Here is a 14,461-nt window from a genome sequence, read left to right on the forward strand (position 1 = left end):
GGGAGAGGTGGAGTCTATGCCCCGGCTCCGCCGAAAAATCCAGCGCGTTCGCGGCCTCACCCGTCTGGCGGACACTACGAGTTTGCGCCGGCCGGCGCCGGGGTTGCCCCCTCCGGGGGTGCGTCGATCCGCCCGAGCCGGTCGTATGGGCGCCAGCGGAAACGCGCCCCCAGCCCCTCCGCCACGGCGCGGCAGTCGGCCTCCACCATCCCGGGCATGGCCACCACGCTGGCCGCCACCTCGGGCAGGCAGGCCACCGCGCTGGTGATGAAGGCCTTCACCGCCGGGTAGGCGGCCTCGGCGTAGCGGCTCGGGCAGACCCGCGCGTAGGTGGCCCCGTCGGCCGCGTTGAGCGAGACCGAGACGGCGTCCACCCCGGCTGCGGCCAGCTCGGGCGGCACGTCGCGTCCCTCGCGCAGCGAGGCCAGCCCGTCGGTGTCCACCCGCACCCGGCGCACCCCGGCCGCCTTGAGCCGCCTCGCCAGGTCGAGGACCACCTCGAGGCGGCGGGTGGGCTCGCCGAAGCCGGTGAAGACCACCTCCGAGCGCCCCGCCAGGCCAGCCTCGACGGCCGCCGCCCAGACCTCGTCGGCCGTCGGGTTGCGCTCCAGCTTCAGGTCGAAGCCGCCCACCGAGAAGTCGCCGTCCCGGATCTTCGGGCAGAAGAGGCAGGCCAGCGTGCAGCCGCTGGTGACGTTGAGGTAGAGCGCGTCGCCGAGCGGATAGGCGAGCACCGGCGCGGGCTGTGGGGGGGCGGTCACGGCGCCCGGGTGATAGCAGCCGCGGCCCCCGGGCGCCACGGCGGCGGGGGTCGGCCCGGGCTCACTCCGCCTCGGCCAGCTCCTGCCCGCTGCAGCCCACGCAGAAGCGCGCCTCGGGGATGGCGCGGATGCGCTGCAGTCCCATGGGCCCGCCGCACGCCTGGCAGGTGCCGTAGCTGCCGTCGGTCATGCGGCGCAGGGCGCCGTCGATCTCGGCCAGCTCGCGCCGGACGGGCTCGGAGATGGGCTCGGGCGTGGCCTCGTAGTCGACCCACCGCGCCGCCGGATCGCCGCCCGGCGGCAGGCCCACCTGGCGGTGGAGCGTGCTGCGGCGGCGGATGAGGAACTCCCTGGCCTCGGACTCGTACCCGATCATGACAGGCACCTCCAAAGCACGCCCCGTGCCGGGAATTTACGCAGTGTTTCCAAGGGCCTCGACCGCAAACCTGGCGCACCGGAATCGGCCAGCGCACCGGTTGCGCACATCCCCCCCTCCCGCGCCCGGAGGTGTCGCCTCGCCCGGAGGCCGGCCCCTCACCGCCGCCGCCGGCAGGTGCCCGCCGCCGGCCCCTTATCCCGGCAGCGCCCGCCGGACCTGACCGCCAGCGGCCAGGTCGAGCAGGGCACCGGTGGGCTGGCGGGTGGCCGGATCGAGGCGCCGCACCAGCGGCCGGTCCCACAGGTCCGCCCCGCGCGCCGGGGCCGTCGAGCGGGCCAGCGTCCCGTCCCCGAGCTCGAGCAAGGTGCCGGGCGGATAGCGCCCCAGGGCGTTGACGAGCAGCTGCGCCAGCGCCGGGTGGTAGAGCCTGCCGCCCGCCTTGAGCATGGCGCCCAGCGCGTCGGGCCGCGTCACCTTGGCCCCGTAGAGTCGGATCACGTTGGTGTAGTCCTCGGCCAGCCGCAGGATCGACCCCATGGTGGACGGGCGCTGCGCCGGGTCGGCGAAGTCCCGGTGGTGCTCCAGCACGGCGCGCAGGCGGCGCAGCTTGGCCTCGGAGAAGCCGCGCTGGCGCAGCACGATGCGCGCCCCCTGCACCGAGTGGCGCCCCAGCGCAGCCGGCCCCTCGCCCACCTCGGGCGCCAGGTAGCCGGCGTCGTGGACCAGCGCCGAGATGCCGAGGTCCTGCAGGAAGCCCGCCGGCAGCCCGGCCTCCTTGCCCAGCACCAGCGCCACCAGGGCCACCTGCACGGCGTGCGCCGCGTGGGGCGGGCAGTCGGGGAAGCCGAGCCAGAAGGCCGGGGCCGAGAGGCCCGCCTCCAGCGCCTCGATGACGCTGCGGCGCAGCGGCAGCGGGTTGAGCACCCGCCCGGCGGCCACGTTCTGGAAGGTCTCCTCCACCTGCAGCAGGAGCTGCGCCAGCACCTCGCCCGGATCGCGCCGCGGGGCGTCGCCGTCCGACCGCACGGCGCGGAACCGGTAGATGCCGGACAGCTCCACCGAGGCCGCCCCGTGCTGCGCCAGCCAGTCGCCCAGCGAGCGGCGCGGCGCGCTGGCCGCGGCGGCGCCGGCCAGCCCCGCCACCAGCGCCCGGATCTGCTCCGGCTCCAGCGCGGCGTGGAAGGAGAGCCCGCCGGTGTTGTGGCGGCGCAGCTCCGAGCCCAGGTCCTTCTGCCCGCCGCGGACCTCGCCGCGCACCCGGATGTCGTTGACGTAGACCTGGTCCTCCACCGTGACCAGGTGCACCGTGCCGAGCAGGTCGCCCAGCGAGGCCAGGGCCCTCCCGAACTCGGCCACCGGGGCGTCGAAGGCCCGGTTGTCGGGGGCGTGGGTGCGGGTCAGCTTGAGCAGGCCGTTCAGCATGTGGGCCAGCTGCTCGCCGCCCTCCCGGACCTTCTGCGCCAGCTCCCGGTCCTCGCCGGCCCGGGCCCGTCCCAGGGCCCGCCCCAGCGCCTGCTGCGCGCGCGCCAGCTCATCCATGGCGGACCCCCTGCGCGGCCTGGTGGCGGCGCCGCGCCAGCGTGGCGAAGCAGTGGCGGCGCAGGGCCTCGTCGGCCCCCTTGGCCACCGCCTCCAGCTGGGACACCGCCTCCGGCGCCGGGTGGGCGCCCAGCCCGGCCACCGCGGCCCACTGCAGCGACTCGTCGGCGCCGCCGCCGGCCAGCCGGCCCAGCAGCCCCTTCCTGGGCCGGAGCCACTCGGCGAAGAGCTCGGCGGCGCGGGCCGGGTGCAGCTGGCAGAGCGCCCGCCCCAGGGCCGAGGCCTCCTCGTGCGACAGCCCCTTGCGGGCGGTGAGCGCCTCCTGGACCGCCGGGAAGGCGGCCGCCTGGCCGCGCCGCTCCAGCACCTGCGCCGCGGCGATGCGCACCGGCTCCTGGTCGGCGTGCAGCAGCCGGAGCAGCCGCTCCAGCGGCACCTCGCCCTCGGCGGCCTCCATGGCCCGCAGCGCCTCCACCTGCAGGGTGTGGTCGCGGTGCTCCAGCAGGGCCGCCGCGGCCGCCGCCGCCCGGTCCGGCGCCCGCGCCACGATGGCCTGGATGAGGGCGCGGGCGGCCTGCGGCTCGAGCGCCGCCAGGCGCGCCACGATGACGTCGGCGTCGGCCGGCAGCCGGCTCTCGGCGATGTGCAGCAGCACGTGACGGCGGGCCGGATCGGCCTCGCCGGCCAGCAGGTCGAGGGCCGCCTCGGCCGGCACCAGCGGCAGCAGGCGGGCCGCCTCCGGCGGCAGGTCCATCGAGCCCGGCGGGACCGCGGCCACCACCGCCTCCAGCACCCGCGCGTCGCCCAGCGCCCGCAGCAGGTCGTCGCGCAGCGGGCCGGCCGGCTGCCGCCCGGCCAGGTCGGCCAGCGCCGCCAGCGCCGCCAGCGCGCCATCGGCGATGAGGAAGTCGCGCACCTCGCAGAGGAACTGCTGCGCCTCGCGCGGCGCCACCCCGCCCCGGCCGGCCTCCTGCAGCAGCAGCGCCGCCAGCCGCAGGGCGTGGGGGGCCAGGGTCTCCGGCCCCTCCTCGGCCCGGAGCGGCGCCAGCGCCTCCCCGCCCACCTCGCGGTAGGTGATGGGCCCGGGCGGCGGCAGGAGGGGGAACGGGGTGTCGAAGCCGGCCGGCGTGGCAGCCCCCTGGCCGGCCCGGCGGCGCTGCTCGGCGGGCTCCGGGTTGTCCTCCTCCGGGGTGAAGCCCTCCACCGCGGCGAAGGAGATCCCGGAGAACTCCGCCTTGCGCAGCATGGTGACCAGGTCCTCCTCCTGCTGGCGGATCCCGGTGGCCCGGATGGCCATGAGCTGGAGGAAGTGCAGCAGCTCGGACCAGGGCAGGCCCGGCTGGAAGGTGAGCCGGCGCACCCCGTCGCGGAAGAGCCGGAAGGCCAGCGACCGCTCGCGGTCCTCCTCGCGGTACACCGCCTCGCCCTCCCGCAGCAGGTCGAAGGGCAGCACCTCGACCACCAGCGCCCCGGCGGCGGTGACCGCCTCGGCCTTGCGCTGGTAGTCGGCCAGGAACTGGCGCACCACGGCGTTGCCCGGATCGTAGAGCGTGAAGGAGCGCGCCGCCTTGGAGAGCGCCAGCACGAAGGCGGCGGCGGCCTGGCCGGCGGCCGAGGTGGCCAGCGGAGCCCGCTCCGGGTCGTGCGCCGGGCCGGCGGGGGCGCCGGGGGATGGCGGCTGGGGCTGCGTCATCGAACCTCCGCTTTCTCCACGGAAGTGAACCCCCCGCCCCGGAGGGCGTCAAGCACACGACCCGGTGACGAGTATGATCGAGCGATGTGCGGCCGCTTCTCGCTCACCCTCTCCGACATCGCCGCCCTGGCCCGCGCCTGGGGCGCCGAGGTGGACGCGGCCCTGCTGGCGGGCTGGCGGCCGCGCTTCAACGTGGCGCCCGGGCAGCGGGCGCCGCTGCTGCGCGGCCCGGCGGGCGCGCGCCGGCTGGCGCTGGCGACCTTCGGCCTGCCGGCCGCCCACGGCGCCCTCCACCTGAACGCCCGCGCCGAGACCGCCGCCGCCAGGCCGGCCTTCCGCGAGGCGCTGCGGCAGGGCCGGGCAGTGGTGCCGGCCGACGGGTTCTACGAGTGGGAAGGTCCCCCCGCGGCGCGCCGGCCCAGCTGGTTCCACCGCCCCGACGGGGCGCCGCTGCTGCTGGCGGCGGTGTCGGGCCCTGGCTCCGACGGGCAGCCGGCCTTCGCCATCCTCACCTGCGGGGCGGTGGCGCCGGTGGCGCGGCTGCACGACCGGATGCCCGTGCTGGTGCCACCGGAGGCCCTGGAGGCCTGGCTGGCCGAGGGGCCGCCGCCGGCCTTGCCGCCCTCGGCGCCGGGGGCGCTGGCGGCCCGGCTGGTCTCGCCGCGGGTGAACTCCCCGCGAGTGGACGGGCCGGAGTGCCTGGAGGCGCCCGAGCAGGGGTCGCTCTTCTGAGCGACCCGACCTCGACCGCGACCGGGACCTCGACCGCGACCTCGACCTCAGACCTCCCTGCTCGACCCGAGCCGGACCCCGGCGGCCTGGAAGGCGGCGTCGGTGGCCGCCGCCTGCGCCGGGAAGACGGCCCGGGTCAGGTCGTCGAGCACCACCGCCTCGAACCCCTCGGCTGCAGCGTCCTCGGCGCTGAAGCGGACGCAGAAGTCGCGGGCCAGGCCGCACAGGAACACCCGGGACACGCCGCGGGCCCGCAGCCAGGCCCCCAGCCCGGTGGTCGGGCGAGCCCCGTCCGGGCCCAGGTTCTCCCGGAAGGCGGAGTAGGAGTCCACCTCCAGGCGCGTCCCCTTGCGCAGCAGCAGCGTCACCGCCGCGTCCGGCAGGGACGGGTCCAGCGCCGCGCCCGGCGAGGCCCTGACGCAGTGGTCCGGCCAGAGCTCCTGGGGCCCCTGCGGCCGCTGGAGCGTGGTGAACGGCGCCGCGCCCGGGTGGCTCGAGGCGAAGGAGACGTGGCCCGGCGGATGCCAGTCCTGGGTGGCCACCACCACGCCGAAGCGGGGCGCCAGCGCGGCGATGGGGGCCACCACCTGGGCGCCGCCGGCCACCCCCAGCGCCCCCCCGGGCAGGAAGTCGCGCTGCAGGTCGACGACGAGGAGGGCATCGCGCAGCGGATGGAGTGGCATGGGGGCGGATGATACCCCTGGCCCGGGCCCGCCGCGCGCCGCGCCGGAGCCCCGAATCATCAGGCTTTCCCGGCGGGTTCCAGGTTGTCTCCGCGCACGCTCTGGGCTAGCTTCCGCCGCCTATGGACAAGACCTGGGTCAAGGACGTGAAGGAGGGGGACCGGCTGAAGAGCGTCTTCCTCGTCGCCCGCAAGGCCACGCCCACCGCCAAGAGCGGCAAGACGTACCTGGCCGCCACCTTCACCGACCGGACGGGTGAGCTGGAGGCCCGCGCCTTCGACAAGCTCGAGGAGCTCGGCGCGGCCTTCGAGGAGAAGGACTTCGTCGAGGTCGAGGGGCTGGTCGGCACCTTCCAGGGCCGCCCGCAGCTGCGGGTCGAGACCGCCACCAAGGTGGACCCGGCCGGCCTCGACGCCGCCGAGTTCATCTGGGTGGCGCCGCCCGAGCCCAAGAAGCCCGAGCGCCCGGCGCCCACCGAGGTGGACGACGTCCACTGGAAGGAGCTGCTGGTCCTGGTGGACGCGGTGGTCGATCCCAACGTGAAGTCCCTCATCGCCGCCTTCCTGGCCGACGAGGACTTCGCCGCCCGCTTCCGCCGCTCGGCGGCCGCCAAGACGGTGCACCACGCCTACGCCGGCGGCCTGCTGGAGCACACCGTCGCCACCATCAAGCTGGCCCACCGGCTGGCCGACCAGTACCCGCAGGTGGATCGCGACCTGCTGGTGGCCGGCGCCTTCTTCCACGACATCGGCAAGGTGCGCGAGCTGGCCGGCGAGCGCAACGCCGAGTACACCGACGAGGGCAAGCTGGTCGGCCACCTGGTGATGACCGCCCAGTGGATCCACGACAAGGCCCGCCGCATCGGCGTGCCCCGCGAGCTGGAGCACCACCTGGTGCACCTGGTGCTGGCCCACCACGGCAAGCAGGAGTACGGCTCGCCCAAGGTGCCGATGACGCTCGAGGCGCTGCTGGTGCACTACCTCGACGAGATCGACAGCCGGGTCAACAGCTGGCTCAACCTGATGGGGCGCGAGGGCGGCAACCGCCGCTGGACCGACTCCAACAACGTCTACGAGCAGTCCATCTGGCGTGGCGCGCTGCCCACCACCCAGGCCGAGAAGAAGGGGCCTCCCCCTGAGGCCCTCACCCCGGTGATCTACGTGCCGAGGGACGGCTCGACGCAGGGGCAGGTCCAGCAGAAGAAGCGCCCGGACAAGAAGCCCCGGCCCGCCCAGGCGCCGCGCGCCGACCGGCCGGAGCGGGCCGAGCGGCCCGAGCGGAAGGCCGAGGAGCGCCCCGCCGAGGGCGGCGCAGCCGAGGCCCCCAGGGCCGAGGCCCCGGCGGCCGCACCTCGCCACGAGGCGCGCCCGGAACGCCCCGAGCGCCCGGTGGACCGCGGCGGCCACCGCGGCGGCCCCGGCTCATTCGGCGGCCCCGGCGACAAGAAGAAGGGCTACACCGGCCCGCGCCTCCCGGGCGACCGCGGCCCACAGACCCCGCGCAGCGACAAGCCCAAGAGCCTGACCCACAACCCCTTCGCGGCCCTGGCCGCCAAGCTGGGCGAGGCCGAGGCCAAGCCCGCGGCCGAGGCGCCGCCGGAGGCCGTGGCGGCCCCCCAGGCGCCTCCCGAGCCGGCGCCGCCGGCGCCCGAGCCCCAGTCGGCTCCCGCCTCCGAGGGGACCCCGCCGTCCGCCCCGCCCGAGGGCGAGCCCTCCGCCTCCTAGTCGCCTTCGCCACGCGGCGCCGGCCCGGACCCTCCGTGGTCCCCGGCCGGCTGCCGCGCCGCGGCGGGCGCGCCGCCGGGCGGCGTGTTACAGGTGGTCGATGGTTCCGTTCGGCCGGACCGCGGCGGTCTTCGACGTGGACGACTCGCTGCTCGACGGCAACGCCGGCACCATCTTCACCTGGTACCTCTACCGCGAGAAGGTGATGCGGCCGGAGATGCGCTCGCGCATCCCGCGCATCATCTACGAGTACGCCCGCCACCGGCTGGGCGAGCTCGACATGGTGGAGGTCGGCAGCCAGTGCCACCAGGGGCTGCGGGCCGACGAGCTCAAGGCCCACGCCCACGCCTGCTTCGAGCGCCACCTGCGCAAGCGCATCACCAGCGGGGCGCTGCGCCAGATCCGCAAGCACCTGCTCTCCGGCCACTTCGTGCTGCTGGCCTCCGGGTCGCCCCAGTACATCATCGACGAGGTGGGCGCCCACCTGCGGGTCCACGCCGCCATCGGCACCCGCACCCGCATCGTCGACGGCCGCGCCACCGACCAGATCCTCCCACCGGTGGTCTTCCGCGAGGGGAAGCGCGAGGCGGTGGAGCGGATCTGCGAGCAGTGGGACCTCGACCTGTCCCGCTCCTGGCTCTACAGTGACTCCCAGGCCGACACCCCGCTCTTCGAGGCGGTCGGCCACCCGGTGGTGGTCAACCCCAAGCCGCCCTTCCGCGAGGTGGCCGAGCAGCGCGGCTGGCAGGTGGTCACCTGGAGCGACCGGAGCCGCCCGGGGGCGGAGAGCGAGGGGGCGGACGAATGGGGCAGCTGGGACGGCTAGTCGAGCTGGGCGCCGCCGACCTGCACGCGCTGCAGGCGCTCTTCGAGCGCTGCGCCGCCTTCTTCCAGCTGGTGCAGGGGGCGCCGCCCCGCCCGGACCAGGCGGAGCGCTGGCTGCACCAGGAGAACGTCCCCGGCCGGGCGCCCGGCGACAAGGTGGTCTTCGGCCTGCTCGACGACGAGGAGCGGCTGGTGGGCGCGGTGGACGTCACCGCCGACCACCCGCTGGTCGGCGAGTACTGGCTCGGCACCATGATCCTCGAGCCCACCCTGCGCGGGGTGGGCATGGGCGCCGGCTTCCACGCCGCGGTGCTGGCCTGGGTGCGCGGCCGCGGCGCCCAGGGGGTGCAGCTCTGCGTGCAGCAGGAGAACGCCGGGGCGCTGCGCTTCTGGGCCCGCGAGGGCTACCAGGAGACCGGCCTGGCCTGCCAGCAGGCGGGCGGCCGGGAGCAGGTGGTGGTGAAGATGCGGCGCGCCCTCTAGCCGCGGCCCGGCCTCGCGCTATCCGCTGGCCGCCGGCGCCGCCAGCCGGAAGAGCCGCCGGGTGTTGGCGCTGGTGAGGGCCGCCACCTCGGCCTCCGGCAGCCCCCAGATCCCGGCCACCGCGCGCGCCACGTGGGCCACGTTGGCCGGCTCGTTCAGCGTGCCACGCAGGGGCACCGGGGCCAGGAACGGGCTGTCGGTCTCCACCAGCAGCCGGTCGTGCGGCACCAGCGCCACCGCCTCGCGGATGGCCCCGGCGGTCCGGAAGGTGACGATGCCCGCCACCGAGATGTACAGGCCGAGATCCAGCCAGGTGCGGGCCGCCGCCGCGTCGCCGGTGAAGCAGTGGACCACCCCGCCGGCCGACGGGATCCCCTCCTCGCGGAGCACCCGCGCCGCCGCCTCGTCGGCCTCGCGCAGGTGGATCACCACCGGCTTGCCGGCCGCCCGGGCGATGCCCAGCGAGCGCCGGAAGGCGGCCTCCTGCGCGTCGCGCGGCGAGAGGTCGTAGTGGAAGTCGAGGCCGGTCTCCCCCACCCCCACCACCCGCGGGTCCCGCGCCAGCGCCGCGCTGGCCAGCCAGTCGGCCTCGGGCACCCTGGCGCACTCGTGCGGGTGGACGCCGATGGTGGCGGCGAAGGTGGCGGGGCGGCTGGTGGCCAGCGCCAGCGCGTTGCCGAAGTCGCCCGGGGCGCGCCACAGCCCGATGACCACCACCTGCCCGACCCCGGCCGAGGCGGCGCGCGCCACCACGGCGTCGAGGTCGTCGCGGAGCTCCTCGGCGTCGAGGTGGGCGTGGGAGTCGACCAGGTCCATGGCCGCGCCGCTCACTTGACCCGCGTGCCCGGAGCGATCCCCTCGCCCACCGTGACCAGCTGCAGGGCGGGCGCCTCGCCGGCCGCCAGCAGCATCCCCTGCGAGGTGATGCCGCGCAGCGGGCGCGGCGCCAGGTTGGCCACCACCACGATGCGCTTCCCCACCAGCGCGGCCGGGTCCGGGTAGGCCAGGGCGATGCCGGCCACGATGGTGCGCGGCGCGGCCTCGCCCACGTCGACCGAGAGCTCGAGCAGCTTGTCGGCCTTGGGGACCGCCGCCGCGGCGCGCACCAGCCCGACGCGCAGCTCCACCCTGGCGAAGTCCTCGTACTGGATGATCCCGAAGACCGGGGGCTCGGGCGCCGGCCGGGCGCTGGCCTTGGCCGCCCCCTCGCTCGGGCTGGCCGCCTTGGCCACCTTGGCCGCCTTGGCGACCTGGCCCGCCCTGGCAGGGTCGGATGGCGCGGCAGGCCCGCCCCCCGCCTGGCCGGTGATGAGCCGCTCCACCTGGCTGGCCTCGAGCCGGGCGATCTGCGGCGGCTTGCCGGCGGCGGCCAGCGGCCGGCCGTCGAACGGCTGCCACCCCTCGGTCCAGGGCGGCAGGGCCGGGAGGCCGAAGGCGGCCGCCAGGCGGGTGGTGAAGACCGGCATGATGGGGTGCAGGGCCACCGAGAGCCCCTGCAGCGCCTGGCCCAGCGAGGCCAGCAGGGCCTGGCTCTCCGGCGAGGTGGGTGCCTCCCAGGGCTTGGCCTCCTGGACCCGGCGGTTGCAGACCGAGGCCGCCTGGCTCACCAGCCGGACCACCTCGCGCAGCTCCAGGCCCAGGTAGGCGGCGCGCGCGCCGGTCAGCGCCAGGCGCACCGCCTCCCCGATCTCCGGGTCGGTGGGGCCGCCGATGGGCCCCGGCGAGCGGGCCACCAGCGCCGCCACCCGGGAGGCCAGGTTGGCCAGGTTGTTGGCCAGGTCGGCGTTGATGCGGTTGCGGAACTCCTCGAGCGAGAGGTCCAGGTCCCCCACCCCGGCGCCCAGGTTGGCGCAGAGGAAGTAGCGCAGCAGCTCGGGGTCCAGGCCCGACTCCAGGTAGGTGCTGGCGTTGATGAAGGTGCCGCGCGACTTCGACATCTTCTCGCCGTTCACGGTCAGGTGGCCGTGCACCACCATCCGGTCCGGCCGCTTGAGGCCGGCCGCCCACAGCATGGCGGGCCAGAAGACGGCGTGGAAGCGCAGGATGTCCTTGCCGATGACGTGCTCCAGCCGGGACGGAGCCCCCTCGGCCAGGTAGCGGGCCTCGTACTCGGCCGGGGTCAGGCGGCGCCCGGCCGGCGCCTCCTCGGCGAAGTGGTGCTCGCCGCTGGAGAGGTAGCCGATGGGGGCGTCCATCCAGACGTAGAGGAACTTGCCGGGGAAGTCGGGGTCGTTCACCGGGAAGCCGAAGTACGGGGCGTCGCGGGTGATGCACCAGTCCTGCAGGTCCTCCAGCCACCCGTGGACCTGCTGGCGCACCGCCGGCTCCAGGTGCCCCTCCCCCTCGACCCAGGCGCGGATGATGGCCGTGACCTCCGGCCGGCGCAGGTCGACGTAGGCGTGGTCGCTGGCGCGCACCACCGGGGTGCTCTGGCACAGGGCGCAGGCCGGCGCCACCAGCTCGCGCGGATCGTAGGTGGTGCCGCAGCGCTCGCAGACGTCGCCGTACTGGTCGGCCGCGCCGCACTTGGGGCAGGTGCCCTTGACGAAGCGGTCCGGCAGGAAGCGCCGGTCGGTCTCGCAGTACAGCTGCTCCACCGACCGCTTGTAGATGAGCCCGCGCGCCTTGAGGGCGTCGTAGATCCGGTAGGCCCAGCGCCGGTTCTCGTCGGAGTGGGTGGTGTAGTAGGTGTCGTGGGCGATGCCGAACCGGCGGAAGGTCCGGTCCTGGTCCTGCCGGTGCTGCTCGGCGAAGGCGGCCGGCTCCATCCCGGCCTTGCCGGCGTTCACCTCGATGGGCGTGCCGTGGGCGTCGGCGGCGCAGATCCAGGTGACGTCGTCGCCGATGAGCCGCAGGTAGCGCACGTAGACGTCGGTCTGGACGTGCTCCACCATGTGGCCCAGGTGGATGGGGCCGTTGGCGTAGGGCAGCGCGCTGGTGATGAGCCGGCGGGTGGTCACGGTGCTCTCCTGTCCTGTGCGGTCGGCGCCAGCAGCCCGAGCAGCGCCCGCTCCAGCGCGAGGCGCCCGTCCTGCCCGCTCTTCATGGCCACGTCGGCCTCGTGCAGCGCCACCAGCCCGCCCATGAGCTCGCCGCGCTCGAAGCGGGTGGAGGCCTGGTACTTCATCCAGAAGCCGAAGGGCTTCTTCTTGCCCACCTCGGCGGCCGGGATGGTGGGGAAGACCTGCGCCTCCCAGTCGCGCGGCGAGCCGAGGCGCCGCTCGCCCACCACCGCGCGGGCCCGCTCCTTCTCGAGCAGCAGCCGCCGCACCGTGCTGGCCAGCGAGGCCAGCAGCATGTGCGGGGAGCCGCCGCCGCCCAGCGACCGGTCCACCACCAGCAGGGCCTCCTCCAGCGAGCGCTCCTCGACGGCGTTGCCCAGGGCGAAGAACTGGTCCTCGGCGGTGCGCACCACCACCTCGGCCACGTCGGCCGCGGTGATGACGGCGCGGTCGCCCACGAAGGCCACCAGCTTCTGGAGCTCCTGGGCCAGGGTGCGGGCGTCGCCGTCGACGCACTCGGCCAGCTGCGCCACCGCGCCCTCGTCCACCTGCTTGCCGCTGCCCTGCAGCAGCAGCCGCACGGTGGGCCCCAGGATCACCTTGGCCCCGAAGTTGGCCTCGCGGGCCACCGCCACCTTGACCCGCCGGCCGGCCGCCGCCAGCTTCTTCACCAGCGGCAGCGTGGCGTCCACCTTGCCGGCCGCCACCACCAGCACGTGGCCGGGCGGCAGGCCGCGCTCCAGCGCGGCGTCCAGGGCGGCCGAGTCGTCGCGGGCCACCTTGAGCTCGCGCTCCAGGGCGAACTTCCCGGCCCGCACCACGAACTCCAGGTCGTCGTCGGAGAGGGTGAAGCCGAACTCGGCCCGCAGGTCCCGGGCCAGCGCCTTGAGCGCCTTGGCCAGCTCCTTGTCGCGGGGCTCCTGCTCCAGCGGCCCCAGGCCGCCGGCCAGCGCCGCCGGCACCAGGTCGGTGGCCTGGAAGCCCGCCTTGGCGACCAGCGCCAGCAGCCGGCGGGCCGCCTCGCGCTGCCGCCCCTCGCGCCACTGGGCGCGCGCCTTCTCGAAGGACTCCTGCACCTCCTCCTTGGAGGTGAGGAAGGCCGGCTCCTGCACCAGCACCACCTTGCGCCCCACCGAGAAGAGGCCGCGCGTCTCCACCTCGGCGGCCACCTCGGCCGGCGAGGCGGCGGTGTCCAGCTCGACCAGGTTGAGGCTGCGCTGCGCCTCCGGCACCAGGGCGTGGCACAGCTCGCGGGCGGCGCGCAGCGAGAGGAAGGCGTCCCCGTCGAGCAGGTAGACCGCCAGCGGCCGGCCCTCCCGCGCCTCCGCCAGGCAGGCCTCCAGCTGCTCGGCCGGGCCCGGCCCCTCCTCGCGCGGCGCGCCCCAGGGCTTACCGGCCATCGAACCACCCGATGAGCATGCGCTCCACCGCCAGCGGGCCGGCGGCGTTCTGGCCCAGGGCCCTGAGCAGCCGCTCGACGCCGGCGCGGCGCCGCAGGGCCTCCTGGGGCGGCAGGGCCGCGGCCACCAGGCGGGTCTCGGCCGCCAGGGCGGCCAGCAGCGGCGCCCCGCCGGCCTGCACCGCCAGCACATCCCGCCACCAGGCCAGCAGGTGCTCCCCCAGCTCCTGCACCTTGGCCCGGTCGGTGCCGTCGTCCAGCTCCGCGCCGTCGGCGTCGGTCCGCCCCAGCGAGCGCGCGAAGGCCAGCCAGCCGAGCGGCCGGTCGGCGCGCAGGGCGGCCACGGCCCGGACCGACTGCTCCAGCGCCTGCACCTGCGGACCGCCGTAGGCCAGCGCCCGCGAGATGGAGCCGCCCGACAGCGCCGCCGCGGTGCGCGCGGCGGCCACCGGGTCGAGCGGGGCACCGGCCGGCTCGGCGGCCGGCTCGGCCTTGCCGGGGGCCTTGCGGCGCTGGCCCCTGGCACCCTTCGGGCCCGCCCCCTCGGGATCCTGGCGATCCCGGGCCAGCAGCGCCTCCACCACCACCTCCTCGGGCAGCGGGCCGAAGGCCACCCGCAGGCACCGGCTGCGGACGGTGGGCAGCAGCTCGTCCGGGGTCGCCGAGACCAGCACCAGGGTGGTGTCGTCCGGCGGCTCCTCCAGGGTCTTGAGGAGGGCGTTCTGGGCCTGCGGGTTGAGGGCGTCGGCCGGGTCGATGATCACCACCCGGCGCCGCCCCTCGAAGAGCCTGAGGGAGAGCCGCCGGTCGGTCAGGTCCCGGACCTGGGCCACCACGATGTCGCGCGACGGGGCCCGCCCACCCTCGGGCTCCCAGCGCCCGGCCTGCGCCATCTCGCGCTCGGTGCGCAGCTCCAGCACGTCCGGGTGGACCCCCCTGGCGATCTTGCGGCACGGCCCGCACTCCCCGCAGGGGTCGACGCGGAGGTCCCCGGGCTCGCCTGGCCCGCCCTGGCAGTTGACGGCCTGCGCCAGCAGGCGCGCCGTGGTCGCCTTGCCGACCCCCGCCGGCCCTCCGAAGAGGTAGGCGTGGTGGAGCTGGCCGCGGGAGAGCGCGGCGCGCAGCGAGCTGACGGCGCGGTCCTGCGCCTTGACCTCCGCGAAGGGCATCGGGGCGCGGAAGATACCACGCCCACCCGGCACCCCGAGGCGCCCGGGAGTGGACAGCCCCCTCCCCGGGCG

13 protein-coding genes are annotated in these 14,461 nt (G+C 76.1%); 4 read left to right on the forward strand and 9 right to left on the reverse strand.

The window, feature by feature from the left end; translation table 11 throughout:
* Positions 1–74 precede the first annotated feature (74 nt).
* From IPO09_15980 to IPO09_15995, 4 genes are all read right to left on the reverse strand, one after another.
* Positions 75–761 (reverse strand): radical SAM protein, encoded by a 687-nt coding sequence (locus IPO09_15980; protein MBK9518814.1) that lies wholly within the window; start codon positions 759–761, stop codon positions 75–77.
* A gap of 61 nt (positions 762–822) precedes the next feature.
* A complete protein-coding gene (locus IPO09_15985) occupies positions 823–1,137 on the reverse strand; it encodes a TraR/DksA C4-type zinc finger protein (GenBank protein ID MBK9518815.1) in 315 nt (104 codons plus the stop codon).
* 195 nt (positions 1,138–1,332) lie between these two features.
* Entirely contained in the window at positions 1,333–2,679 is a 1,347-nt protein-coding gene (locus IPO09_15990) for a hypothetical protein (GenBank protein ID MBK9518816.1), read from the reverse strand.
* On the reverse strand, positions 2,672–4,372 hold the full coding sequence (locus IPO09_15995) for a hypothetical protein (protein MBK9518817.1): 1,701 nt from the start codon (positions 4,370–4,372) through the stop codon (positions 2,672–2,674). The genes IPO09_15990 and IPO09_15995 overlap by 8 nt, the downstream gene beginning before the upstream one ends.
* Positions 4,373–4,456: 84 nt before the next feature.
* On the opposite strand from IPO09_15995, the gene IPO09_16000 reads away from it, so the two are divergent.
* Positions 4,457–5,104, forward strand: a complete 648-nt coding sequence (locus tag IPO09_16000; protein ID MBK9518818.1) for an SOS response-associated peptidase — start codon at positions 4,457–4,459, stop codon at positions 5,102–5,104.
* A gap of 47 nt (positions 5,105–5,151) precedes the next feature.
* Here the strand turns inward: IPO09_16000 and IPO09_16005 are convergent, their stop codons facing one another.
* Positions 5,152–5,787 carry an isochorismatase family protein gene (locus IPO09_16005; GenBank protein ID MBK9518819.1) on the reverse strand — a complete coding sequence of 212 codons (636 nt, stop codon included), beginning with the start codon at positions 5,785–5,787 and terminating at the stop codon, positions 5,152–5,154.
* A 122-nt stretch (positions 5,788–5,909) separates the two neighbouring features.
* Between IPO09_16005 and IPO09_16010 the strand changes: the two genes are divergently transcribed.
* From IPO09_16010 to IPO09_16020, 3 genes are all read left to right on the forward strand, one after another.
* A complete protein-coding gene (locus IPO09_16010; protein MBK9518820.1) occupies positions 5,910–7,511 on the forward strand; it encodes an HD domain-containing protein in 1,602 nt (533 codons plus the stop codon).
* Positions 7,512–7,611: 100 nt separating this feature from the next.
* Positions 7,612–8,337, forward strand: coding sequence for an HAD family phosphatase (locus tag IPO09_16015; GenBank protein ID MBK9518821.1), 726 nt, complete (start codon positions 7,612–7,614; stop codon positions 8,335–8,337).
* A complete protein-coding gene (locus tag IPO09_16020; protein ID MBK9518822.1) occupies positions 8,316–8,819 on the forward strand; it encodes a GNAT family N-acetyltransferase in 504 nt (167 codons plus the stop codon). Before IPO09_16015 ends, IPO09_16020 begins: the two co-directional genes overlap by 22 nt.
* An 18-nt stretch (positions 8,820–8,837) precedes the next feature.
* On the opposite strand, the gene IPO09_16025 is transcribed toward IPO09_16020, so the two are convergent.
* The 4 genes from IPO09_16025 to IPO09_16040 are packed head-to-tail and all read right to left on the reverse strand — an operon-like array spanning position 8,838 to position 14,389.
* Complete coding sequence (locus IPO09_16025; protein ID MBK9518823.1) at positions 8,838–9,635, reverse strand: TatD family hydrolase; 798 nt, start codon at positions 9,633–9,635, stop codon at positions 8,838–8,840.
* Positions 9,636–9,646: 11 nt separating this feature from the next.
* Positions 9,647–11,779, reverse strand: a complete 2,133-nt coding sequence (gene metG / locus IPO09_16030; protein ID MBK9518824.1) for a methionine--tRNA ligase — start codon at positions 11,777–11,779, stop codon at positions 9,647–9,649.
* Complete coding sequence (locus IPO09_16035) at positions 11,776–13,221, reverse strand: DNA polymerase III subunit delta (GenBank protein ID MBK9518825.1); 1,446 nt, start codon at positions 13,219–13,221, stop codon at positions 11,776–11,778. The genes metG and IPO09_16035 overlap by 4 nt, the downstream gene beginning before the upstream one ends.
* Entirely contained in the window at positions 13,211–14,389 is a 1,179-nt protein-coding gene (locus IPO09_16040; GenBank protein ID MBK9518826.1) for a DNA polymerase III subunit, read from the reverse strand. The genes IPO09_16035 and IPO09_16040 overlap by 11 nt, the downstream gene beginning before the upstream one ends.
* Positions 14,390–14,461 lie beyond the last annotated feature (72 nt).

This window comes from Anaeromyxobacter sp., from assembly GCA_016718565.1.
Lineage (GTDB): Bacteria > Myxococcota > Myxococcia > Myxococcales > Anaeromyxobacteraceae > JADKCZ01.

What these genes read in the sequence shown, in the direction of transcription:
- IPO09_15985 (MBK9518815.1), bottom strand. Translation starts at nt 1,137, where the DNA reads ATGATCGGGTACGAGTCCGAGGCCAGGGAGTTCCTCATCCGCCGCCGC.
- IPO09_15990 (MBK9518816.1), bottom strand. Translation starts at nt 2,679, where the DNA reads ATGGATGAGCTGGCGCGCGCGCAGCAGGCGCTGGGGCGGGCCCTGGGA.
- IPO09_15995 (MBK9518817.1), bottom strand. Translation starts at nt 4,372, where the DNA reads ATGACGCAGCCCCAGCCGCCATCCCCCGGCGCCCCCGCCGGCCCGGCG.
- IPO09_16000 (MBK9518818.1), top strand. Translation starts at nt 4,457, where the DNA reads ATGTGCGGCCGCTTCTCGCTCACCCTCTCCGACATCGCCGCCCTGGCC.
- IPO09_16005 (MBK9518819.1), bottom strand. Translation starts at nt 5,787, where the DNA reads ATGCCACTCCATCCGCTGCGCGATGCCCTCCTCGTCGTCGACCTGCAG.
- IPO09_16010 (MBK9518820.1), top strand. Translation starts at nt 5,910, where the DNA reads ATGGACAAGACCTGGGTCAAGGACGTGAAGGAGGGGGACCGGCTGAAG.
- IPO09_16015 (MBK9518821.1), top strand. Translation starts at nt 7,612, where the DNA reads ATGGTTCCGTTCGGCCGGACCGCGGCGGTCTTCGACGTGGACGACTCG.
- IPO09_16020 (MBK9518822.1), top strand. Translation starts at nt 8,316, where the DNA reads ATGGGGCAGCTGGGACGGCTAGTCGAGCTGGGCGCCGCCGACCTGCAC.
- IPO09_16025 (MBK9518823.1), bottom strand. Translation starts at nt 9,635, where the DNA reads ATGGACCTGGTCGACTCCCACGCCCACCTCGACGCCGAGGAGCTCCGC.
- IPO09_16035 (MBK9518825.1), bottom strand. Translation starts at nt 13,221, where the DNA reads ATGGCCGGTAAGCCCTGGGGCGCGCCGCGCGAGGAGGGGCCGGGCCCG.
- IPO09_16040 (MBK9518826.1), bottom strand. Translation starts at nt 14,389, where the DNA reads ATGCCCTTCGCGGAGGTCAAGGCGCAGGACCGCGCCGTCAGCTCGCTG.